The organism is Streptomyces griseus subsp. griseus (assembly GCF_000720255.1).
Lineage (GTDB): Bacteria > Actinomycetota > Actinomycetes > Streptomycetales > Streptomycetaceae > Streptomyces > Streptomyces griseus_I.
In genome coordinates this window covers 138,559-160,459 of the sequence record NZ_JOJE01000015.1, presented here as the reverse complement: position 1 = coordinate 160,459, position 21,901 = coordinate 138,559, and the positions used below count along the sequence as shown (strand labels likewise).

The following is a 21,901-nucleotide window of genomic DNA, read 5'->3' as shown; positions in this document are numbered from 1 at the left end:
CGGTTGTCCACAGGACGGGAGTTGTCCACAGGCCCCGGTCCGGCTCGTCGGCGTGGCGTACGGTGCCGCGCATGGCAAGTGTGCTCGTGGTCGAGGACGACCAGTTCGTACGCTCGGCGCTCATCCGGCATCTGACCGACGCCGCACACACCGTGCGCAGCGTCGGCACCGCCCTGGAGGCGCTGCGCGAGGTCGCCCACTTCCGCTTCGACGTCGTCATCCTGGACCTCGGACTGCCCGACCTCGACGGCTCCGAGGCGCTGAAGATGCTGCGCGGCATCACCGACGTGCCGGTGATCATCGCGACGGCGCGCGACGACGAGACGGAGATCGTCCGGCTGTTGAACGCGGGCGCGGACGATTATCTGACCAAGCCGTTCTCCGTCGAGCACTTGTCGGCCAGGATGGCCGCCGTGCTGCGCCGCTCCCGTGCGGGCGCCGCCGAGGCACCGCCGTCCAGTGTCATCCGCGTTGGCGGCCTGACCATCGATCCACTGCGCCGTCAGGCCGAGTTGGACGGTGTCCGCCTCGGCCTGACCCGCCGTGAGTTCGACCTGCTCGCCTTCCTGGCCGGCCGGCCAGGTGTCGTGGTCCCGCGCAGGGAACTGCTCGCCGAGGTCTGGCAGCAGTCGTACGGCGACGACCAGACCATCGACGTCCATCTCTCCTGGCTGCGGCGCAAGCTGGGCGAGACGGCCGCGCGGCCCCGCTATCTGCACACCCTGCGGGGCGTCGGGGTGAAGCTGGAGCCCCCGGGGGAGACGGAGCCGGCGCGATGAGATGGGCACTGGTCAAGGTCTGCCTGGCGGTCACCACGATGGTCGTGGTCGCCTTCGCGGTCCCGCTCGGACTGGTCGTCAGGGAGTTGGCCCGGGACCGGGCCTTCTCCAACGCGGAGCGGGAGGCGGCCGCCGTGGTGCCGGCGCTCTCCATCACCACCGACCCCGACCAGTTGGAGCGCGTGGTCGCCTCCGCGGGCTCCGACGCGGGGCTCGCCGTGCACATCCCCGCGACCGGCGGCCGGGCCGCCGTCGACCTCGGCCGGCGGCGCGCGTCCGACGAGGACATCACGACGGTACGGAGACTGGGGCGCGCCTCCACCAGCGAGGTGCCGGGCGGCTCCACGCTGCTCCAGCCGGTCGCGCTGAGCACGGGCGAGATGGCCGTCGTCGAGGTGTACGTGCCCGAGTCCGAGGTCAGCAACGGTGTCGGCACCGCGTGGGCGGTGCTCGCAGCGGTCGGGGTCGCCCTGGTCGTCGGTTCGGTCGCGGTCGCCGACCGGCTCGGCGTACGGATGGTGCGGCCCGCGCGGCGGCTCGTCGAGGGGGCGCACGAGCTCGGCGAGGGCAAGCTGGGCGCCCGGGTGCCGGAGGCGGGGCCGACCGAACTGCGACTGGCGGCGGTCGCGTTCAACTCCATGGCCGACCAGGTCGTCCAACTGCTGGCCAACGAGCGGGAGCTGGCGGCCGACCTCTCGCACCGGCTGCGTACCCCGCTGACCGTCCTGCGGCTGAACACCGCCTCCCTCGGCGACGGTCCGGCCGCCGAGCAGACCCGGGCCGCCGTGGCGCAGCTGGAGCGCGAGGTCGACACGATCATCCGTACGGCCAGGGAGGCCAAGCCGCGGACCGCCGCGGTGGGACCGGGGGCCGGGTGCGACGCGGCCGAGGTGGTGCGGGAGCGGATGGCGTTCTGGTCCGCGCTCGCCGAGGACGAGGGCCGCAAGGTGCGGGTGGCCGGCGTGGACCGGCCGGTGCGCATACCCGTGGCCCGGGCGGATCTGGCGGCCGCCCTGGACGCCCTGCTCGGCAACGTCTTCCGGCACACGCCCGAGGGCACGGCCTTCGCGGTCGACGTGCACAACGGCGAGGACGCGGTGATCGTGCTCGTCTCCGACGCGGGCCCCGGCATATCCGACCCGCAGGCCGCGATGGCGCGCGGACGGGGCTCGGGGAGCGACGGGTCGACCGGCCTCGGCCTCGACATCGTGCGCCGGCTCGCGGAGTCGACGGGCGGGGACGTACGGATCGGCTCGTCGGTGCTCGGCGGCACCGAGGTGCGGATCTGGATCCAGCTGGACGGTCGTGAGCCGGTGCGCAAGGGCCACCGGGGGGCCGTACGAAGACGCCGGTCGGGCAGAGCGGTCTCTACTCGAGGAACGCCGGGTCGAGTGTCCGGGGGCAGCGCCTCACCGTGAAGCCCGCGACTGACCCCGCCCCTCACAAAGATCCCCACTCCTTCCCCTCGGCGAGCACCGGCATCGGCACGCCCGCCTCCGCCCCCTTCGTCCCGGCGGCCGCCTGCCCGTGACGCGGGAGGGGCCGACTCAGGACAGGGTGAACCTCGTGGCCGACGCGATGGCGAACGGCTGGAAGACCGGCGCGGTCGACATCATGTGATGGACCATGGCCCCGCGTGCCCCGGGGGCACGTGCGCCTCCCCCCGAAGACAGGCCGCCATCGCCGCACAGGCGCAGCCCAAGAGCGTCCTCGGGCTGTCCGACCGTGCCGCCGGAGACGGTCGCGTTGACTCCGATGATCGGCGTCAACGTCGGATCCTCCGAGAGCTTCAAGCCAGAAAGATGGTTGCCTTCGCGAAGTCGAACGCGACGTGCGGATCGCCCCTCCAGGGCGAGGCGGCGTTCGCGAGGGCTTTCGCCGCCTTCAAATGATCTTGTGCTGGGCATAGATGACCAAACGTGTCGATTACGTTTCGACAAATGAAGGCAGTGGCTCTTGACGCATGCCCATGCGTGCGGCTGTGATGACGCCACCGTGTTCGGTCAAGTTGATTTCTGGTCGATCGTGATCAGCTTTCAGACAGTCTCGCCCCATGGCCGAACCCTGCCCTCAGGAGCCGTTCATGCACGACCTCTCCCCCTCCGGACTCTCCCTTCCCACCCCGAGCCGCCGCAGCCTGCTGCGCGGCGCGGGCGGCGCCGCCCTCCTCGCGGGGGCCGGCATACCCCTGCTGAGCGCCTGCGGCAGCAGCGGAAGCGGCTCGGACTCCAAGTCCGTCTCCCTCGGCTCCAACGCGTCCGACGCGGTGCCGAAGAAGGCATTCGCCGAGATCTACGCGGCCTTCACCAAGCAGTCCGGGATCAAGGTCGACGTCAACACCAAGGACCACAACACCTTCCAGGAGCAGATCAACTCCTACCTCCAGGGCACGCCCGACGACGTGTTCACGTGGTTCGCCGGCTACCGCATGCAGTTCTTCGCCAACAAGAAGCTCGCCACGCCGATCGAGGACGTGTGGGAGAAGATCGGCGCCAACTTCCCCCTCGCGATGCAGAAGCTCAGCAAGGGGCAGGACGACAAGTACTACTTCGTGCCGCTGTACACCTACCCCTGGGCGCTGTTCTACCGCAAGAGCGTCTTCCAGGAGAAGGGCTACAAGGTCCCCACGACGTGGGACGAGCTCGTCGCGCTGTGCAAGCAGATGAAGAAGGACGGCCTGGTCCCGATCGCGTTCGGTGACAAGGACGCCTGGCCGGCGATGGGCACCTTCGACCAGATCAACTTCCGCACCAACGGCTACGACTTCCACGTCGACCTGATGGGCGGCAAGGCCTCCTGGACCGACGCCAAGGTGCGCAAGGTCTTCGACCACTGGACCGAGATCCTGCCCTACCACCAGGACGGCGCGGTCGGCCGCACCTGGCAGGACGCGGCACAGTCGCTCGTGTCGAAGAAGGCGGGCATGTACATGCTCGGCACCTTCGTCGCCCAGCAGTTCACCAACAAGGCGGACCTGGACGACCTGGACTTCTTCGCGTTCCCGGAGATCGACCCGCAGTTCGGTCAGGACACCGTCGAGGCCCCGACCGACGGCTTCATGCTCTCCAAGGCCCCGAAGAACCACGACGGCGCGGTCAAGCTGCTCCAGTACCTGGGCACCCCGGAGGCCGAGCAGATCTACCTCAAGGCCGACTCCAGCGTGGTGGCCGCCTCCAGCAAGGCCGACACCTCCTCGTACACCCCGCTGCAGAAGAAGGCGTACGAGATGATCTCGGGTGCCAAGAGCCTCACGCAGTTCATGGACCGTGACTCCCGCCCCGACTTCACCTCCACGGTGATGCAGCCCGCGTTGCAGAACTTCATCCGCAACCCGAAGGGCATCGACAGCCTGCTGACGTCGATCGAGCGCCAGAAGAAGCAGATCTTCGCGTCTGCCTGATCACCCACACCATGACTGAGACCTCCACGAAGAGCCCGGAGGCGGCCGCCGTGCCGTCTCCGGGCCGCGCGTCCGCCACCGGGCGGATCCAGCGGGGCCACCGGCGCCTGCTCACTCGTCGTGACCGTGTCACGCTCGGCCTGATGGCGGGCGTGCCCACGATCCTGCACGTCGCCCTCGTCTGGGTCACCGCGCTGGCCTCCATCGCGCTGGCCTTCACCAGCTGGGACGGCATCGGCTTCGACTCGATCAAGTGGGTCGGCCTGCAGAACTTCCGTGACCTGTTCACCAGCAATCCGCAGTTCTGGCCGGCCGTCGAGCACAACGTCATCTGGTTCGTCGTGCTCATCCTGATCCCGACCCCGCTCGGCCTGTTCCTGGCCGTGCAGCTGGACAAGAAGATCCGCTTCTCCCGGGTCTACCAGACCGCGTTCTTCCTGCCCGTCGTGGTCTCCCTGGCCGTGACGGGATTCGTCTGGCAGCTGGTCTACAACCCCGACACCGGCCTGATCAACAGTCTCATCGGGGCCAACAAGCCCGGCCACTACACATCGAGGCGCTGCGCGCCTTCGACCTGGTCTTCGTCTTCAACAAGGGCGCCCAGGGCACCGAACTGCTGTCGATCCTGGTGACGAACAACATCATCGGCGAATCCAGCCGCATCGGCTACGGCTCCGCGATCGCCGTGGTCCTGCTGGTGATCTCCCTCGCCGTGATCATCCCGTACCTGATCGCCACCTTCCGCAAGGAGCGGCGCGCATGAGCCACGTGAGCGCGCTGGGCAAACAGCGCACCCCCATCCGCCCCGCCCGGATCCTGCTGCACACCTTCCTCACCGTCACCGCCCTGGCCTGGCTGGCCCCGCTGCTGTGGGCCCTGTTCGCGGCGCTGCGCCCCTACTCGGAGACCAGCACCAAGGGCTACGTCTCCCAACCTGCTCCCGCAGCAGGTCATCATCACCCCGCTGTACCGCCTCTACCTGCTCATCGACCTGCCCGGCATCACCATGAGCGGCAAGCTGTACGACTCCGCCCTCGGCCTGGTCCTCATCCACGTGGCGTTCCAGTCCGGGTTCTGCGCCTTCGTGCTGAGCAACTACATGCGCTCACTGCCGCACGAGCTGACCGAGGCCGCACTGGTCGACGGCGCCTCCGTGTGGCGGCTGTACTGGCAGATCGTGCTGCCGCTGTGCAAGCCCGCGATGGCCGCCCTGGCGACGTTGCTGTCCATCTGGATCTACAACGACTTCTTCTGGGCCATCGTGCTGATCTCCACCGGCGAGAACATGCCGATCACCTCCGCGCTGAACAACCTCTCCGGCCAGTACTTCACCGACCCCAACCTGGTCGCCGCCGGCGCCCTGCTCACCGCGATCCCCACCCTGATCGTCTACTTCGCGCTCCAGCGCCAGTTCGTCAGCGGCCTGACCCTCGGCGCCAACAAGGGCTGACGCCCTCTCCTTGAAAGAGAACCTTCGTGCACCACCCCTTCACCCCGGTCGCCTCCGTGCCCGTGGACCCGCGCACGGCCCGCGTCCACGAGGAAGGCTGGCAGTCCTGGAGCCCCAGCGGCGCCTACGCCCTCGACGCGACCCCGTACCGCCCGACGAACGCCAACTGGGCGACCGTCTGCTACCGGCCCGGCGTCACCGTCCCGGAGGGTGCCTTCCAGGGTGAGGGCCTGCTCGCGCTCGACCCCGGCGACGGCTCCCCGGTCCGGCTGTGGGCGGCGGCGGAACCTCTGCGTGAGGTGCCGTCGATCCGCCTGGTCGTGCGGGACCGGGCCGTCGCCGAGATCAGCGCGGACGGCCCGGTGAAGGAGTGGACGGGAGAGGACATCCAGTCGGTCCTGGGGGAGTGGGCGGCCTCCCTGGGCCTCGGCGCGCCACGCCCGGCGCCGACGGTCTGGTGCTCCTGGTACGAGTACTTCACGGACGTCACCGAGGACGACATCCACGAGAACATCCGCGCGATGGACACCCTCGACCTTCCCGTCGACATCGTCCAGATCGACGACGGCTACCAGAAGGCCCTCGGCGACTGGCTCACCCTCTCCGGCCGTTTCTGCTCCCGTGCGGGCGTCGCCGACGCCATCCGCGCCCGTGGCCGCCGGGCGGGCATCTGGACCGCGCCCTTCCTCGTCGACCCGGCGAGCGACCTGGCCGCCGCGTACCCCGACTGGCTGGTCCGCGACGCGGACGGCGGCTTCACGCACGCCGGGCACAACTGGGGCCATGATCTCTGCGTGCTCGACACCACCCACCCGGGCGCGGCCGCGTACCTGTCCGAGGTGTACGCCACCCTGCGCGCCGAGGGCTACGACTACTTCAAGGTCGACTTCCTGTACGCGGGGGCGCTGAAGGGCGCCCGGTACGGGACGGCCGACCCCCTCCAGGCGTACCGCAACGGCATCCGGCTCATCCGCGAGGCCATCGGCACCGACGCCTACCTGCTGGGTTGCGGCGCGCCGATCCTGCCCTCCATCGGCCTGTTCGACGCCATGCGCGTCAGCCCGGACACGGCCCCGCACCGCCGTTCCGAGGCCGACGACTACAGCCAGCCCGGCCAGGATCCGGCCGAGTTCACCGGCGCGGCCAGGCAGTGGCAGCACGGCCGGCTCTGGATCAACGACCCCGACTGCCTGATGGCCCGCCCGGCGGTGGAGACCCGGAAGCAGTGGGCGGCACACGTGGAGGCGACGGGCGGCCTGATGGCCTCCAGCGACCGGCTGCTGTCCCTGGACCAGTGGGGCGTCGACACCACCCGCCGGCTCCTTGCGGGAGGTGCCAGGTGAAGCGCACCCTCTCCCTTCCTGGCCTGGCCTACGGCGGCGACTACAACCCCGAGCAGTGGCCCGAGGAGGTCTGGGCCGAGGACGTGCGGCTCATGGCCGAGGCCGGGGTCAACATGGTCAGCGTCAACATCTTCTCGTGGGCGCTGCTGGAACCCGCCGAGGGCGAGTACGACTTCTCGCGCCTCGACCGGATCCTCGACATGCTGTACTGCCACGGCATCGCCGCCGACCTGGCCACCCCGACCGCGGCCCCGCCGGCCTGGTTCTTCAAGGCCCACCCCGAGGCGCTGCCGGTGGACCACGACGGCCGCACCCTGTCGTACGGCAGCCGCCAGACCTTCTGCCCGAGCAGCCCGGCCTACCGGACGGCGGCCCTTCGGATCGCGGGCGAACTGGGACGGCGATACGCCGACCACCCGGCCGTCGTGATGTGGCACATCCACAACGAGTACGGCTGCCACAACGCGGAGTGCTACTGCGACACCAGCGCGCAGGCGTTCCGGCGCTGGCTGCGGGAGAAGTACGCGGACGACCTGGCCGCGCTCAACGACGCCTGGGGCACCACCTTCTGGAGCCAGTGGTACTACGACTGGGACGAGATCATCCCGCCCCGCGCGACGGGCGCGGTCCCCAACCCGACCCACCAGCTGGACTGGCGCCGGTTCTGTTCGGACGAACTGCTCTCGCTGTGCAAGGCGGAGCGCGAGGTCCTGGCACAGGCGGCCCCCGCCGTCCCCGCCACCACCAACTTCATGGTGATGTACAACTTCGACGCGCTGGACTACTGGCGCTGGGCGCCGGAGCTGGACGTGGTGTCGAACGACCACTACCTCCGCTCCACCGACCCCGAGTCGGAGATCGACATCGCCCTCAGCGGCGACCTGGTGCGGTCGCTCGCGGGCGGGCCCTGGCTGCTCATGGAGCACTCGACGGGCGCGGTGAACTGGCAGCCGGTCAACAGGGCCAAGACACCCGGCGAGTTGCGGCGCAACGCGCTCGCCCATGTGGCCCACGGCGCCGACGGCATCGCCTACTTCCAGTGGCGGGCCGCGAAGGCGGGCGCCGAGCAGTGGCACTCGGCGATGCTGCCGCATGCGGGCACCGACAGCGTGATCTGGCAGGACGTGGTCCGACTGGGCGCGGAACTGCGGGCATTGGGCGAGGTGCGCGGGAGCACGGGCACCGCCGAGACGGCGATCGTCTGGGACTGGGACGCCCGGTGGGCGATGGAGATGCCGAGCCAGCCGAGCGCCGCACTGCGCTACCTGGACCTCGTCCGCTCCTGGTACGAGCCGCTGTGGCGGTCGGGCGTCGCCGTGGACTTCGTACGCCCTGACGCGGACCTGTCGGCGTACCGCCTGGTCCTGGCCCCGAGCCTGTACCTGGTGGACGACGCGGGCGCGACGAACCTGACGTCGTTCGCCGAACGCGGCGGCACACTGGCCGTCGGCTTCCACAGCGGGGCCGTCGACGAGAACTGCCACGTCAGGCTGGGCGGTTACCCGGGCGCGTTCCGGGAAGCGCTCGGAGTGAGCACGGACGAATACTTCCCCCTGCTGCCGGAAGAGACGGTCGGTCTGGAGGGCGGCGGTACCGGTTCGCTCTGGTCGGAGCGGGTGCGCGCGACCGGCGCCCAGACGGTGTCCGCCTTCACGGACGGCCCCCTGACGGGCGTCCCGGCGATCACCCGACACGGCTACGGCGCGGGCACCGCCTGGTACGTCGCCACCCTGCCCGATCCGGACACCCTGGCCGCCCTCCTGAAGCGCGCGTCCGACGAAGCGGGTGTGGCACCGGTCCGCACCGGCATCCCTCGAGGCATCGAGGCCGTCCTGCGCCGCAGCCCCACCGCCGACTACCTCTTCCTCATCGACCACCTGGGCCTGGGCGCCGAGGTCCCGGTCGCACCGGACGCCGTCGAACTCCTCACGGCCACACCCCTGACGAACGGCACGGTGACGGTGCCGCCGGGCGGGGTGGCCGTGATCCGGGAAGTACGCGGATAGACGACGTACCCGCCCACCCGGAACCGTCGGAGCGCGGCACGCCCCCACGACGTGCCGCGCTCCTTCCCCGGATCCCCCCGGCTTTTCGTGGTGGGTCTAGCCCACCGTCGGCAGTGTCGGCAGCGTGCCCGTGCGGGCGGCCTGGCTGTACCACAGGGCACTGGACTTCGGGGTGCGGGTCAGGGTCGCGTAGTCCACGTACACCGCCCCGAACCGCTTCTCGTAGCCGTACGCCCACTCGAAGTTGTCCAGCAGTGACCACAGGTAGTAGCCCCGCACATCGGCCCCGTCGGCGATGGCGCGGCGCACCTCCGACAGGTGGCCGTGCAGGTAGGCGACCCGCTCCGGGTCGTGGACGCGGCCGTCGGAGTCGGGCTTGTCGTCGTAGGCCGCGCCGTTCTCGGTGATGTAGAGCGGCAGGCCCGGAGCCTCACGCGTGTAGCGCGTGATCAGCTCGTGCAGGCCGGTCGGGTCGATCGTCCAGCCCATCTCCGTGCGCTCGCCCGGGGTCTGGTGGAAGGCGACGTCGTCGGCGCCCGGCCAGGGGGAGTGGTCGCTCGCGCCGTGACCGTCCGTCCGGGGGCCCCGCACCTGCGCGTCCGCCGCCGAGACGAGGGTGGGCGTGTAGTAGTTCAGGCCCAGCGCGTCCAGCGGCTGGTTGATCGTGCGCAAGTCGCCGTCGAGGACGTACGACCAGTCCGTCACCGACGAGGTCGCCGCGAACAGGGTCTCCGGATAGGCACCGTGCAGCAGCGGCCCGTGGAAGACACCGTTGGCCAGGTCGTCGATCTTCCGCACGGCCGCCAGGTCCGCCGGGTCGCCCGGCGAGAGCGGGCGCACCACCGAGGAGTTGAGGCTGATCGCCACCGAGTTGCGCGCCGGCATCGCCGACCGCAGCGCGGACGTGCCCAGCCCGTGCGCCAGGTTCAGATGGTGCGCCGCCCGCAGGGAGGCCGCCGGGTCCGTCCGGCCGGGGGCGTGCACACCGGAGGCGTAGCCCAGGAACGCGCTGCACCACGGCTCGTTGAGCGTGATCCAGTTCTCCACACGGTCACCGAGCGCCTCACCGACGATCTGCGCGTACTCGGCGAAGCGGAACGCCGTGTCGCGCTCCGGCCAGCCGCCGGCGTCCTCCAGCTCCTGCGGCAGGTCCCAGTGGTAGAGCGTGACGGCCGGCTTGATGCCGTGCGCGAGCAGCTCGTCGACCAGACGGCGGTAGAAGTCCAGGCCCACCTGCACGGCCGGGCCGCGGCCCGTGGGCTGCACCCGCGACCAGGAGATCGAGAAGCGGTACGCCGTCAGGCCCAGCTCCGCCATCAGCGCCACGTCGTCGCGGTAGCGGTGGTAGTGGTCGACAGCGATGTCGCCGGTCTCGCCGCCGGCGGTCTTGCCGGGCGTATGGCTGAAGGTGTCCCAGATCGAGGGTGTGCGGCCGTCCTCCCGCACCGCCCCCTCGATCTGGTACGCGGACGTCGCGGCGCCCCAGAGGAAGGCGGGAGGAAAGGTCACGGACTGTGCGGACTCAGGCATGGAAGCGCTCCCATAGGAGGTCGTGGTGAACGACGGTGGGGGGAGGGGGAGTTGACGGGGCCAAGGCGGCGGTGGCTCGGCCCCCGGGCAGCAGGGGTCAGCCCTTGACGGCGCCCTGCATGATGCCGCCGACGATCTGCTTGCCGAAGATCGCGAAGACCAGCAGCAGCGGCAGCGTGCCCAGCAGCGCGCCCGCCATGATCAGGGACTGGTCCGGCGTGTAGCCGCGGCCCAGGGCCGAGACCGCGACCTGAACGGTCGGGTTGCCGTTCTGGGTCAGCACCAGGAAGGGCCACAGGAAGTCGTTCCAGGTCTGCACGAACATCAGCATGCCCAGGACCGCCATCGCCGGACGCGCGGTCGGGAACACCACGTGCCACACCACACGCCAGCTGCTCGCGCCGTCCACCCGGGCCGCCTCGATGATCTCGTCCGGCAGGGCCTGGATCAGGTACTGCCGCATGAAGAACACTCCGAACGCGCTCACCAGCGAGGGGAGGATCACCGCCTGCAGCTGGTCCGTCCAGTCGAGCTTGGCGACCATCATGTACAGCGGGATCACCTGGAGCTGCGGCGGCACCATCATGGTGCCGATCACGATCAGCATGAGGGCGCCCCGGCCCTTGAACTTCAGCTTGGCGAAGGCGAACCCGGCGATCGTCGACAGGAAGACGATGGTCAGCGCCGAAGTGCCGGCCACGATCGTGGTGTTGAGGAACGCCTTGCCGAGGTTGGCGTCCGTCCAGGCGAGTTCGAGCTTGTCGAACAGGCCCGAGCCGAACCAGAACGGCGGCGGGGTCTGCGCCAGGCGCTGGTTGTCGCGCGAGGCGGCGATCGCCGTCCACACCAGTGGGAACAGCGAGACGAGGGTGAACACGGCGAGGATGATGTACGCCACCGGACCGGCGTGCATCTGCCCGCCCGCGCGCGCCGCCTTCATGCCGCGTGAACGCTTCGGCGGCTCGGGCGCCGCGTCCGCCTCGGGTTTCGTCAAGGTCGTCGTCACGGCCGGTTCTCCTAACTACTGGCGCGCAGCCGGCGCGAGATGACGTAGTTGACGATGCCGACCACGATCAGGATCAGGAACATCGTCCAGGCGATCGCGGAGGCGCGGCCCAGGTGCTGGTTAACCCAGCCCTGTTCGTACATGTACAGGCCGAGCGTCTGGAACTGGTGCTGCGAGCCGCCGGAAGCACCCTTGGTGGAGTCGAACAGCAGGGGCTCACCGAAGAGCTGGGAGGCGCCGATGGTCGACACCACACAGGTGAACAGGATCGTCGGGCGCAGCGAAGGCAGCGTGACGTGGAGGAACTGCCGCCAGCGGTTGGCCCCGTCGAGGGCCGCAGACTCGTACAGGTCCTGCGGGATCGCCTGCATCGCGGCCAGGTAGATCAGCGCGTTGTAGCCGGTCCAGCGCCAGATCACGATCGAGGAGACGGCGATCTGCGAGGGCCACTTGTCGTTCTGCCAGTCGATCTTGTCGATGCCGATCAGGTCCAGCGCCCAGTTGATCATGCCGTAGTCACGGCCGAAGAGCAGCACGAAGACGAGGGACGCCGCGGCGATCGAGGTGGCGTACGGCGCGAGCATCGCGACCCGGTAGAAGGTCGAGGCGCGCAGCCGGTAGTTGAGGATGTGGGCGATACCCAGCGCCATCATCAACTGCGGGACGGTGGAGATGATCCCGATGGTCAGGGTGTTCTTCGCCGCGTTCCAGTAGAAGTCGTCGTCGAAGATCCGGGTGTAGTTGCGCAGGCCCACCCACTCCATGTCGGTGGGCGCGGTCAGCTCCACGGCGTGCAGCGAGGCCCACGCCGTGTAGATCAGCGGGAACAGGCCGAACGCGGCGAACAGCAGGAAGAACGGCGAGACGAAGGCGTACGGGCTCCAGCGCATGTCCCGCTGCCAGCGGCGGGAGAGCCGGGCGCGCCTCTTCGCGACCTCCGCAGGCACCGCCGCGGCGGGTGGACGGGCCGGGGCCGCGCCCCCCTCCTTGGCGGGGGGCGCGGCGGCGGTGTCGTGCCGGGTGGACATACGGGTCACTTCTCGAGGTTGTTGTCGATGGTCTTGACGGCGTTGTCCCAGGCGTCCTTGGGCGACTTGCCCTGGGTCACCAGGATCACGCCGTTGTCGGTCAGGCCCTGCTGGATGATCTGGTCCTTGGCGCCGACGACCTGGACCGGGAGCTCCTTGGCCAGCGGCGCGTAGATCTGGCCGATGGGGGCGTCACCCGTCATCTTGTTCTTGGCGTCCTTGACCAGCGGCAGGTCGTAGGCGGCCTGCGCGGTCGGGAAGCTGCCGCGCTTGGCGAAGAGCTTCGCCTGCTGCTCGGGCGCGGTCAGCCAGGCGGCCAGCTTCGCGGCCTCCTCGGCGTTCTTGCCCGACTTCGGCACGCTGAGGAAGGAGCCACCCCAGTTGGCGGCCTTCGGCGGCACGGCCAGGTCCCACTTGCCGGCGTTCTCCGGCTTCGACTTGCCCTCGATGTAACCGAGCATCCACGGCGGGCAGGCCATCGCGGCGAACTTGCTGTTGGCGATCGTGGTGTCCCAGGCCTGCTGGAACTGCGTCTGGTTGCCGACCAGCTTGTCCTCGGCGGCCTCGGCCGTCAGGTCGAACGCCCTCTTCACGGCCGGGTTCGTCTTGTAGACGACCTTGCCGGAGGCGTCGTAGAACCGCTCCTTCTCACTGCCGATGATGGCGTTGAACAGACCGCCGGGGGAGTCCAGGAAGGTGGTGTCCTTGGGCGCCTTCGCCTTGTACTGCTTGCCGACCTCGATGAGCTTCGCCCAGTCGCCCGCCCACAGCTTGCCGACCTGCTCGCGGTCGGTGGGCAGACCGGCCGCCTGGAACATGTCCTTGCGGTAGCAGATGGCCATCGGACCGACGTCGGTGCCGAGCCCGACCGTCGTACCGCTCTTCGCGGTCCCCTGCTGCCACTTCCAGGGCAGGTAGTCGCTCTCCTTGCCGTACTTCGACAGGTCGACGAACTTGTCGGAGTACTTCTCGACGACCTCGGCGATGTTGCCGACCTCGATGCCCTGGATGTCCTGCAGGCCGCTGTTGGTGGTGAGGTGGTTGACCAGCGGCGGGTAGTAGTTCTCGTTCCGCTCGATGACGGTCTGCTGGATGTCGATGTCCGGGTGGAGCTTCTCGTACTCCTTGTACAGGCCGGCCTCCTCGAGGCCGAAGCTGCCGAAGAGTCCGAGGGTGATCTTCGTCTTGCCCTTGCCGCCGCCGTCCGACGAACCGCCGGAGCCGTCGTCTCCACCGTCGTCGGCACAGCCGGCCAGCAGCCCGGTGCCCAGCGACGCGACGGCCGCGAGGACCAGCGCCTTGCGGGCGATTCGGGTACGTGCTCGCATTGCGTCCTCCTGTTGCCCTGACGTGCCGACCCCCCGGCCAACTGTGTGGTTGGGCCCGTTAGTTCTCGTTGCGGCTCGGGCGGGGAACGTGCGGGATGTGTATGCCTCAGGTACCGTGGGAGCGCTCCCACAAGTGATGTGTTGAAGAGTCGTCGGTTCGAGCGGGGGTGTCAAGGGAGTCGGCGCGGAGAGATGTGTTCAGTTATCGGCCTGTTAACTAACTCCGAGGGGTGGCGAACATTCCGCCCAGATTGCTACATATCGCTCTGTCGGCGGAGTGACGGGAGCCCCCGCCCCCGTGCCGGTCACCACCACGGACGGGACTGTTAAATTCCAGGCCATCGGAAGGGTCGACTTGGAGGCGGAGCCATGGCAAGCCACGGAGCGCGGAACCGGAGTGGGGGGCGGCCCACCCTCGAAGAGGTCGCCGCACGCGCCGGCGTCGGCCGCGGCACGGTCTCCCGGGTGATCAACGGCTCGCCCCGGGTCAGCGACGCGACCCGCGCGGCGGTGGAGGCGGCGGTGGCAGAGCTGGGGTACGTCCCCAACACCGCCGCGCGCGCCCTCGCCGCGAACCGGACGGACGCGATCGCCCTGGTCGTGCCCGAGTCGGAGACCCGCTTCTTCGCGGAGCCCTACTTCTCGGACATGCTCAAGGGCGTCGGGGCCGAGCTGTCGGACACCGAGATGCAGCTGCTGCTGATCTTCGCCGGCAACGACCGTGAGCGCCGCCGCCTCGCCCAGTACCTGGCGGCCCACCGCGTCGACGGTGTCCTGCTGGTCTCCGTCCACGCCGACGACCCGCTGCCCGACCTGCTCGCCCAGCTGGAGATCCCCGCGGTGATCAGCGGCCCGAGGTCGGCCGCCGAGACGCTGACCTCGGTCGACTCCGACAACTACGGCGGCGCCCGCTCGGCCGTGGAGCACCTGCTCGACCGGGGCCGCACCCGTATCGCCCACATCACCGGCCGCCTCGACGTCTACGGCGCCCAGCGCCGCGTCGACGGCTACCGCGACGCCCTGCGCGACGCGGGCCATCCCGTGGACGACCTCCTCATCGAACCCGGCGACTTCACCGAGGAGGGCGGCAGCAGGGCGATGCGGAACCTGTTGGAGCGCCGCCCCGACCTCGACGCGGCCTTCGCCGGCTCGGACGTCATGGCGGCCGGCGCGCGTCAGACCCTGCGCGAGGCGGGCCGCCGCATCCCGCAGGACGTGGCCCTGGTCGGCTACGACGACTCGGCCATCGCCCGCCACATGGACCCGCCGCTGACCAGCGTCCGCCAGCCCATAGAGGAGATGGGCCGCAGAATGCTCGACCTCCTCCTCGCGGAGATCGCGGACCGCCGGCCGGCGGTTTCGCGGGGGCTGGAACGCCGGCAGGTCGTGCTGGCCACGGAGCTGGTGGCGCGGGCGTCGTCCTGAGGACGGTCGGGTCCTTGATCGGTGGCAGGTGATCGCCGGTCAGTCGAACCTCGGAGCGGTCGACGACCGGGGCATGTGGAGGAGTCCCCTGACCGTCGGGATCAACGACGGCCCAAGCGCAATAAGGGTGTTCAGTGCCGGGAAGAGTGTCCGCGAATTGTCACGTCTTCTCGATGGGTTCGTATGACCGGCGATCCCGGCCGGCAAAGAATATGCCTTCTGCTGTTAGCCTCGTACGGCTGTAGCCGCAAAAAACAGGGGAGAATGAATTGCGCATCAAGAAAGTCGTTCAGGGCGGAATTTCCGCACTGACGATGGCGGCGTTCGCAGTGGCCATGGCGCCGGGCTCTGCTCAGGCGATCGACTGGGACCACGGGCCGTTGTATGACGGCGGCAAGGCCGCGGCGGCCTACTTCGAGGAGCACGGTGACCATGTGAAGGTCTGCGACACCAAGACCGACGGCAAGAAGGCGTGGGTGAACGTCTACGATCACATGACCGGACAGTTCTTGTACAGTCTCACCGACACCAAGAACGACGGGAAGTGCAGTTACCGGGACGCATCGGACGGCGGCGTGTACAACCTTCCGGAAAGTCACGACATTGGCTTCTCGGTCTCGAAGGAGCCCTCGGACAATGCGGATTCCGAGTATTACGTGTACTTCAACGACAACTGAGTGTCGTTGAAGCAGCACTGAGCGGGAGCGGCGGCGGCCGTTCCCGCTCGGCCGCGTTCCGTTCCTCGAGGGGACCAGCGGCATCTGCCGCAGACTCGGGGCCCCGTCTGGAACTCACCTCAGCAGTGACCGTCCGGTCGGTTCCAGCCGTAGCCGTTGTGGGGGCCTGGCCCACTGTTCCGGAAGGTTCGGCAGCACCTCCTCGCGCCACCGTTCTGAACGCTGCAAGCGATTCAGGTGGTCATCCAGGTGGCCTTCGTCGGTGAAGCGTGCGAACCATACGAAGACCTCCTCGTTCGTTCGAACCGGCAGCGCCGGGAAGGTGTTCGGGGCGTGTTCCGACTGGAGGTATGCCAGCGGCTCGCCGCCGGTCTCGGCCAGTGCGGGGCGCACACGCTGCTCGAAGAACTCGACGAACGCTGTGTCGAAGGGGCCGTGGCCGTACCAGATCGTGGCGAGGACGAGCGACTGCGGCGATGGCGCCGGCTCGCCTGGGGCCGGCCGGGCGCGGACCGGCACGGGGAAACCACCGTGCGTCGAGGCCGGCCGCAGCAGCAGCACGTTGTCGGAGTCGATCATCGTCGCGTTCGCCTCGTCGCGGTGTGCCCGCCAGACCGGGCCACCGTAGAAGCTGTCCAGGGCCTTGGCGCGGAGCGGCATGTCTGCGAAGCCGCGGAGCCAGACGAACCGGTCGGGGTCATCCAGGTCACGGAATTGCCCCAGGACGGTCGCCCCCACTGCCTCTTGGGACTCGACGAACTCCCGGTCGAACAGATCGATCAGTACGTCTCGCTGTCCTGGGTGCAGCGTGTACTGCCGCAGTTCGAGGACCGGACACCGTAAGGGCTCCACCAGTCTTGCTCCTCGTTCAGTCATTGGAACAGTCTTTGTCACAACAAGCGGTATGGCGGCTGTCGGACCGCCGGTCCGTCGGCTAGTTCACCAGCGTCTCGCGAAGTACGTCGGCGATCGACGTGTCAGCCAACTCCCGCCGCATGACCCGCTCGACCCGGCCGTAGACCCCGCTCAGGGCGGGCCGGATGCCTCGGCCGACCGGACACTCCAGATTGGGCTCGCTGTGGTGCAGGCCGAACGGTGGCTGCGCGTCGACGGCGTCGTACACCTCGAGCAGGGTGATCTCCTCGGGCTCACGGGCCAGACTCCAGCCCGCACCGGCGCCGCGGCGGACCTCCACCAGGCCGGCTCGCCGTAGGTCACCGAGGCTGCGCCGGATGATCACAGGGTTGGTGTTGATGCTGGCCGCGACCTGCTCCGAAGTGAGCACCTCTTGGCCACGGCGCTGCGCCAACGCCATCCAGGCCAGCGCATGCGTCGCGATGGTCATCCGACTGTTCGCCGCCATCACCCCTCCTTGTTGCAACAGCTTCTGTTACATCCATCCCGGGAGTCAAGTCACCTCCATGTGACCGTTTCTCAAGATCCCGGGTGATCACCGGTGCGGGCGCGCCCCAACGCAATCAGCCGGTGACCCTGTCTCCAAGGTCACCGGCTGATTACTCAGGGTGAGTGACGGGACTCGAACCCGCGGCATCCTGGACCACAACCAGGTGCTCTACCAGCTGAGCTACACCCACCATGACCGGTAGTCCGAGGATTCGCTTCCCCGACCGGCCGAGAAAAAGTGTACAGGGTCCGGAGGGGTGCTCGCGCACGGCTTTCGCGGCGCCCCCTCGCGGACCGTGCTCACGCCTGCTGAGCAGGCAGGACGTGCTTGGCCGCGATCGTCTTGGCGGTGTCGGAGTCCGGGCCGGGCTGCGGTACGAAGATGGCCTCGCGGTAGTAGCGCAGTTCCGCGATGGACTCGCGGATGTCGGCGAGGGCGCGGTGGTTGCCGTTCTTCTCGGGGCTGTTGAAGTACGCCCGCGGGTACCAGCGGCGGGCCAGCTCCTTCACCGAGGAGACGTCGACGATGCGGTAGTGGAGGTAGTTCTCCAGCGTCGGCATGTCCCGCAGGAGGAAGCCGCGGTCCGTGCCGACGGAGTTGCCGCACAGGGGCGCCTTGCCCGGCTCCTTCACGTGCTCGCGGACGTACGCCAGTACCTGCTCCTCGGCCTCGCTCAGCGTGGTGCCGCCGGCGAGCTCGTCGAGCAGGCCGGACGCGGTGTGCATCTGGCGCACCACCTCCGGCATCGTCTCCAGGGCCCTGGACGGCGGCCGGATGACGATGTCGACGCCCTCGCCGAGGACGTTCAGTTCGGAGTCGGTGACGAGGGCGGCAACCTCGATGAGCGCGTCGTCGGACAGCGAGAGGCCGGTCATCTCGCAGTCGATCCACACCATGCGATCGTTCATGCGACCACCCTAAGGCTGGGGTTCGGTGAAGGTGCCCCGGACCGGCGTCCTGAAAGGGCACCGGCCGGGGCCCACGTGTCGTGGGCCCCGGCCGGCTCTCTGTGTTCGTCAGCTCACATGCCGCTGCGCTGGCCCGGCAGGCTGGCCCTGGTCGGTACGTAGGCCTCGCGGGCGTGGTCCGACTGCATCGGGGAGCCGAGGGCGCTCGCGGCCGCGGTGCGGCGGGCCTGGATCGGCACCGCGCTGTCCGGGTGCAGTCCCGCGGGTGCCAGGCCGGCCGGGGCGCCGGTCACCGCTGGGGGCGGTGCAGCCTCGCCGTCCGTCTGCCTCTCGACCTGCGGCCTGCGGGCGCGGTAGGCGGCCCGGTAGGCGGCGGGCGACGAGCCGAGCTGGCGGCGGAAGTGGCCCCTGAGCGCCACCGGGGAGCGGAAGCCGCAGCGGCCCGCCACCTCGTCCACCGAGTAGTCCGACGTCTCCAGCAGGCGCTGGGCCTGCAGGACGCGCTGCGTGATCAGCCACTGCAGCGGCGCGCTGCCGGTCAGGGACCGGAAGCGTCGGTCGAACGTACGGCGGCTCATGTACGCACGCGCCGCCAGGGTCTCCACGTCGAACTGCTCGTGGAGGTGCTCCAGCGCCCAGGCGACGACCTCGGCGAGCGGGTCGGCGCCGATCTCCTCTGGTAAAGAACGATCGAGATAGCGCTCCTGGCCGCCCGACCGGCGCGGTGGGACCACCAGGCGGCGGGCCAGCGCGCCGGCCGCCTCGTTGCCGTGGTCCGTCCGCACGATGTGGAGACACAGGTCGATGCCCGCCGCCGTACCGGCCGACGTCAGGACGTCGCCGTCGTCGACGAACAGTTCACGCGGATCCACGTGCACCGACGGATAGCGCTTGGCCAGCGTCGGTGCGTACATCCAGTGTGTTGTCGCGGGGCGGCCGTCCAGCAGGCCCGCCGCCGCCAGCACGAAGGCCCCGGTGCACAGCCCGACGATGCGGGCGCCCTCCTCATGTGCCCGGCGGAGCGCGTCGAGCGCGTCCTCCGGTGGCGGCGAGGTGATCGAACGCCAGGCGGGCACGACCACCGTGCCTGCCCGGGAGATCGCCTCCAGGCCATGTGGTGCGGTGAGTTCCAGGCCCCCTGTGGTCCGCAGCGGGCCGTCCTCGCCGGCGCACACCAACAAGCGGTAGCGCGGCACGCCGGCGTCCTGGCGGTCAATCCCGAACACCGACAGCGGAATGGAACTCTCGAAGATGGGGCCGCCGCTGAACAGCAGCACCGCGACGATCTCCTTGCGGCGTCGCCCGGAAAGTTTCCGGGCCGCGGCTTCCGGCGCGGCAGTGGAGTCGTGGCTCATACTGCTAAGCCCCCCTCGGTGGTCGCGGCTCCTCGGTTGTGTCGCTCCTGCACGTTTCCCCTCGGTCCTGCACGAGTCCCCCGCCATAAGACAGTCAAGATCAAATCTACTGGGTGCCGTTGTGTCCCGTGCCGCCGCAGCCGGGTTGGACGCCCGACGCATTGTCGACATGGCAACTTGGCGTGAAGCATTCGATCACGAAGCGTTGCACTCGTGGGGCGTGCAGGGAAGTGCGCCTTGTCGCAGTGGCCAATCCACGTAGGGTGCGCAGGGTCCCGGAGACCCTTTCCATGCAGGTCATACGGGGGGTGGGGGGTGGTTACGGCAAGGGATGCACACCCGCCAGAAGTTGGCTGAAAAGATGCGGTTGCGTGCGTGAAAACCGGTCAGCCGACCGGTGTGTTTCCCCCAGTGTGACGCCCGCCTCGGCGGGAGCCGGTTCCGGCCCCCCGTTCACGGTCCCGGTTGCGTTCGGAGCGGCGCAGCAGGAACCGGCACGCGGCGGTGACCCCGGCGAGGCCGAGGGCGGTGCCCGCGGCGCCGGCGAGGGACGTGCCGCACCAGAGCAGGACCACCGGGACGAGGACGCAGCTGAAGGCGGCCCAGCGGATGACGTCGGTCGCGGTGTCCTCGGCCGGCCGGCGCGCGGAGGTCGAGCGGGGTGACGGCATGCGGGGCTCCCGGGGGCGGTGGTTCACCGGGTTCAACGCGGGTTCGACCCGTCGGTCACTGCCGCGACGGTCGTGTGAGCGCCCGGTAAGTGAATCCTGTGCGAACCGCCTGTACGGGGCAGCAACCATTGCGTTACGGGCATCTCCTCGTGCATGCTCCCTGGAACCCCCACGGACCGGGGGCGGAGGCCGGGCCATAAAGGCTTGGCGCCGTACCCTTGGGGGTATGGGCTTGGGAAGATGATTCCCGGACACAGCTCCGCCGCACCGTGTCGTCCCACCCAATAAGGATCACAACGCCGAGACAGCCATGGCCGGTCACGAATTCTTCGAACCCGCGGACCGCAAGCGGCCCGTCGCCGACCCTACGGCGGCCGAGCCCCTGGCGGCGGAAGAGTCACGCCATTCCTGCGATCCCGCTTTCAAGCACGGCGTGGTCGTGGGCTTCGACGGCTCCACCTCCAGCGAGCGCGCCCTCGCCTACGCGATCGGCATGGCCCACCGCTCCGGCTCGGGCCTGATCATCGTCCATGTCGCCAACCGGCTGCCGACGACGGTGTGGGCCGGCTGTGAACCCCCCGTCTTCGTGGACGTCCCCGATCACCGCACCGAGGTCCTCGGACTCGAGCTCGCCTGCGCGGACTACCTCGCCGAGGTGCCGTGGATCCTGGTCGAGCGCGGCGGCGACATCTGCCACGAACTCGAGGAAGTGGGGCGCGAGTACGAGGCCGACGCGATCGTCGTCGGCTCCACGCACGGCATCGTGGGCCGCATCTTCGGCTCCGTCGCCGGCCGCCTCGCCAAGCGCGCGCGGCGTCCCGTCGTCGTGATCCCCTGACCGCCGTCCCGCGCCGGTCAACTCCCTTGTGTGCAGCACAAATCTCCTGAGCGGAGGTTGATTGTGCCCTTGTGAAGGGCATATATCGCTCACCGCACCACTGCACATGCACGAAGGGAGCCCGCCGTGGACAACGACGTCTCTGCGGGAAACACCACCACCACCACCACCGCCACCGTCGGCCGACTCGCCCTGGGTATCACCCTGTTGGCGTTCGGACTCGGCCACACCGACCTCATCGACGGCGTGACGGCGGCTGACGCCATATCACTGGCCCACTACGTAGGCGGCGTCGCGCTCTTCGTCGCCGGTCTGCTGGCGCTGCGCGAGCGCGACACCGCGAACGGGACGGCGTTCGCCGTACTGGGCGCACTGTGGTTCACCTGGGCGGTCACCGACGGGGCGCGCGGCTCAGGCAACGCCGCGGGGCTCTTCCTGCTGCTGTTCGCCCTGGTGGCGCTCTCCCTCACCCTGGCGGGCGGGGACCAACTCGGGCAGGGCGTCCACGGGTTGTTCTTCGTCTCACTGGTGCTGCTCGCGGTGGCGGCCTTCGCGGACAGTTCCAGCCTGGCCGAGGTCGGGGGCTGGTTCGCCGTCGCTGCGGGGGCGGTGTCCTGGTACGCGGCGACCGCCGCGCCGGCTCACTGGCCGACGGTTCTTCCGCGGCGGGCTGCTTCTTCCGGCCGGGGTGTGACGGCCACGGGCTGATGGTGGCAGCCGAAGTCGGGGGGTTGGGCTCCCCCGGCGCACAT

At 69.4% G+C, this 21,901-nt stretch carries 19 protein-coding genes, 1 tRNA gene and 2 pseudogenes; 11 read left to right on the top strand and 11 right to left on the bottom strand.

Translation table 11 applies throughout. From position 1 onward, the window contains the following. Window positions 1–71: 71 nt before the first annotated feature. Window positions 72–779: a response regulator transcription factor gene (locus tag IG99_RS21715; protein WP_037676448.1), complete on the top strand. Its 708-nt coding sequence runs from the start codon at window positions 72–74 to the stop codon at window positions 777–779. Next, window positions 776–2,197, top strand: a complete 1,422-nt coding sequence (locus IG99_RS21710; protein WP_051865717.1) for a sensor histidine kinase — start codon at window positions 776–778, stop codon at window positions 2,195–2,197. Before IG99_RS21715 ends, IG99_RS21710 begins: the two co-directional genes overlap by 4 nt. Before the next feature lie 129 nt (window positions 2,198–2,326). Here IG99_RS21710 and IG99_RS48800 read toward each other — a convergent pair whose 3' ends face one another. Next, window positions 2,327–2,572 carry a hypothetical protein gene (locus tag IG99_RS48800; RefSeq protein ID WP_158973217.1) on the bottom strand — a complete coding sequence of 82 codons (246 nt, stop codon included), beginning with the start codon at window positions 2,570–2,572 and terminating at the stop codon, window positions 2,327–2,329. Between the two features lie 290 nt (window positions 2,573–2,862). Between IG99_RS48800 and IG99_RS21705 the strand changes: the two genes are divergently transcribed. From IG99_RS21705 to IG99_RS21685, 5 genes and pseudogenes are all read left to right on the top strand, one after another. After that, window positions 2,863–4,179, top strand: coding sequence for an ABC transporter substrate-binding protein (locus tag IG99_RS21705; protein ID WP_037676447.1), 1,317 nt, complete (start codon window positions 2,863–2,865; stop codon window positions 4,177–4,179). 11 nt (window positions 4,180–4,190) lie between these two features. Further along, window positions 4,191–4,942 (top strand): annotated as a pseudogene (locus tag IG99_RS21700) (carbohydrate ABC transporter permease). Then, window positions 4,939–5,629: pseudogene (locus tag IG99_RS21695) on the top strand (carbohydrate ABC transporter permease). Before IG99_RS21700 ends, IG99_RS21695 begins: the two co-directional pseudogenes overlap by 4 nt. Window positions 5,630–5,655: 26 nt before the next feature. Further along, entirely contained in the window at window positions 5,656–6,972 is a 1,317-nt protein-coding gene (locus IG99_RS21690) for a glycoside hydrolase family 36 protein (RefSeq protein ID WP_037676445.1), read from the top strand. Next, window positions 6,969–8,978, top strand: coding sequence for a beta-galactosidase (locus tag IG99_RS21685; RefSeq protein ID WP_037676444.1), 2,010 nt, complete (start codon window positions 6,969–6,971; stop codon window positions 8,976–8,978). Before IG99_RS21690 ends, IG99_RS21685 begins: the two co-directional genes overlap by 4 nt. A gap of 96 nt (window positions 8,979–9,074) precedes the next feature. On the opposite strand, the gene IG99_RS21680 is transcribed toward IG99_RS21685, so the two are convergent. The 4 genes from IG99_RS21680 to IG99_RS21665 form a co-directional block, all read right to left on the bottom strand. Continuing rightward, the gene (locus IG99_RS21680) at window positions 9,075–10,508 is read right to left on the bottom strand and encodes a GH1 family beta-glucosidase (RefSeq protein ID WP_037676443.1); all 1,434 of its coding nucleotides are present in this window, start codon (window positions 10,506–10,508) and stop codon (window positions 9,075–9,077) included. A 97-nt stretch (window positions 10,509–10,605) separates the two neighbouring features. Continuing rightward, window positions 10,606–11,514, bottom strand: coding sequence for a carbohydrate ABC transporter permease (locus tag IG99_RS21675; RefSeq protein WP_037676440.1), 909 nt, complete (start codon window positions 11,512–11,514; stop codon window positions 10,606–10,608). A gap of 11 nt (window positions 11,515–11,525) precedes the next feature. Beyond that, window positions 11,526–12,542 carry a carbohydrate ABC transporter permease gene (locus tag IG99_RS21670; RefSeq protein WP_037676439.1) on the bottom strand — a complete coding sequence of 339 codons (1,017 nt, stop codon included), beginning with the start codon at window positions 12,540–12,542 and terminating at the stop codon, window positions 11,526–11,528. 5 nt (window positions 12,543–12,547) lie between these two features. Then, window positions 12,548–13,870 (bottom strand): ABC transporter substrate-binding protein, encoded by a 1,323-nt coding sequence (locus tag IG99_RS21665; RefSeq protein WP_037676438.1) that lies wholly within the window; start codon window positions 13,868–13,870, stop codon window positions 12,548–12,550. A 369-nt stretch (window positions 13,871–14,239) separates the two neighbouring features. On the opposite strand from IG99_RS21665, the gene IG99_RS21660 reads away from it, so the two are divergent. Beyond that, window positions 14,240–15,295 carry a LacI family DNA-binding transcriptional regulator gene (locus IG99_RS21660; protein WP_037676434.1) on the top strand — a complete coding sequence of 352 codons (1,056 nt, stop codon included), beginning with the start codon at window positions 14,240–14,242 and terminating at the stop codon, window positions 15,293–15,295. Window positions 15,296–15,564: 269 nt separating this feature from the next. After that, window positions 15,565–15,972 carry a hypothetical protein gene (locus IG99_RS44245; RefSeq protein ID WP_158973216.1) on the top strand — a complete coding sequence of 136 codons (408 nt, stop codon included), beginning with the start codon at window positions 15,565–15,567 and terminating at the stop codon, window positions 15,970–15,972. A gap of 114 nt (window positions 15,973–16,086) precedes the next feature. Here IG99_RS44245 and IG99_RS21650 read toward each other — a convergent pair whose 3' ends face one another. The 6 genes from IG99_RS21650 to IG99_RS21625 all read right to left on the bottom strand — a co-directional run bounded on the left by IG99_RS21650 (window position 16,087) and on the right by IG99_RS21625 (window position 20,311). Further along, window positions 16,087–16,824, bottom strand: a complete 738-nt coding sequence (locus tag IG99_RS21650) for an NIPSNAP family protein (protein ID WP_037676433.1) — start codon at window positions 16,822–16,824, stop codon at window positions 16,087–16,089. 82 nt (window positions 16,825–16,906) lie between these two features. Then, window positions 16,907–17,335 carry an Rrf2 family transcriptional regulator gene (locus tag IG99_RS21645; protein WP_037676432.1) on the bottom strand — a complete coding sequence of 143 codons (429 nt, stop codon included), beginning with the start codon at window positions 17,333–17,335 and terminating at the stop codon, window positions 16,907–16,909. Window positions 17,336–17,494: 159 nt separating this feature from the next. Continuing rightward, a tRNA-His gene (locus IG99_RS21640) sits at window positions 17,495–17,567 on the bottom strand. A gap of 109 nt (window positions 17,568–17,676) precedes the next feature. Beyond that, window positions 17,677–18,285, bottom strand: coding sequence for an oligoribonuclease (gene orn / locus IG99_RS21635; protein ID WP_037676431.1), 609 nt, complete (start codon window positions 18,283–18,285; stop codon window positions 17,677–17,679). A 113-nt stretch (window positions 18,286–18,398) separates the two neighbouring features. Further along, entirely contained in the window at window positions 18,399–19,640 is a 1,242-nt protein-coding gene (locus IG99_RS21630) for a helix-turn-helix domain-containing protein (RefSeq protein ID WP_037676430.1), read from the bottom strand. A gap of 386 nt (window positions 19,641–20,026) precedes the next feature. Beyond that, window positions 20,027–20,311, bottom strand: coding sequence for a hypothetical protein (locus tag IG99_RS21625; protein ID WP_037676429.1), 285 nt, complete (start codon window positions 20,309–20,311; stop codon window positions 20,027–20,029). A 310-nt stretch (window positions 20,312–20,621) separates the two neighbouring features. Between IG99_RS21625 and IG99_RS21620 the strand changes: the two genes are divergently transcribed. Beyond that, window positions 20,622–21,149 (top strand): universal stress protein, encoded by a 528-nt coding sequence (locus tag IG99_RS21620; RefSeq protein ID WP_037676425.1) that lies wholly within the window; start codon window positions 20,622–20,624, stop codon window positions 21,147–21,149. 126 nt (window positions 21,150–21,275) lie between these two features. After that, window positions 21,276–21,857 (top strand): GPR1/FUN34/YaaH family transporter, encoded by a 582-nt coding sequence (locus IG99_RS21615; protein ID WP_037676424.1) that lies wholly within the window; start codon window positions 21,276–21,278, stop codon window positions 21,855–21,857. Window positions 21,858–21,901 lie beyond the last annotated feature (44 nt).

Coding starts and splice junctions, on each gene's coding strand:
- orn (WP_037676431.1), bottom strand. CDS start 18,285: ATGAACGATCGCATGGTGTGGATCGACTGCGAGATGACCGGCCTCTCG.
- IG99_RS21625 (WP_037676429.1), bottom strand. CDS start 20,311: ATGCCGTCACCCCGCTCGACCTCCGCGCGCCGGCCGGCCGAGGACACC.
- IG99_RS21630 (WP_037676430.1), bottom strand. CDS start 19,640: ATGAGCCACGACTCCACTGCCGCGCCGGAAGCCGCGGCCCGGAAACTT.
- IG99_RS21660 (WP_037676434.1), top strand. CDS start 14,240: ATGGCAAGCCACGGAGCGCGGAACCGGAGTGGGGGGCGGCCCACCCTC.
- IG99_RS21645 (WP_037676432.1), bottom strand. CDS start 17,335: ATGGCGGCGAACAGTCGGATGACCATCGCGACGCATGCGCTGGCCTGG.
- IG99_RS21620 (WP_037676425.1), top strand. CDS start 20,622: ATGGCCGGTCACGAATTCTTCGAACCCGCGGACCGCAAGCGGCCCGTC.
- IG99_RS21705 (WP_037676447.1), top strand. CDS start 2,863: ATGCACGACCTCTCCCCCTCCGGACTCTCCCTTCCCACCCCGAGCCGC.
- IG99_RS21665 (WP_037676438.1), bottom strand. CDS start 13,870: ATGCGAGCACGTACCCGAATCGCCCGCAAGGCGCTGGTCCTCGCGGCC.
- IG99_RS21710 (WP_051865717.1), top strand. CDS start 776: ATGAGATGGGCACTGGTCAAGGTCTGCCTGGCGGTCACCACGATGGTC.
- IG99_RS21670 (WP_037676439.1), bottom strand. CDS start 12,542: ATGTCCACCCGGCACGACACCGCCGCCGCGCCCCCCGCCAAGGAGGGG.
- IG99_RS21680 (WP_037676443.1), bottom strand. CDS start 10,508: ATGCCTGAGTCCGCACAGTCCGTGACCTTTCCTCCCGCCTTCCTCTGG.
- IG99_RS21715 (WP_037676448.1), top strand. CDS start 72: ATGGCAAGTGTGCTCGTGGTCGAGGACGACCAGTTCGTACGCTCGGCG.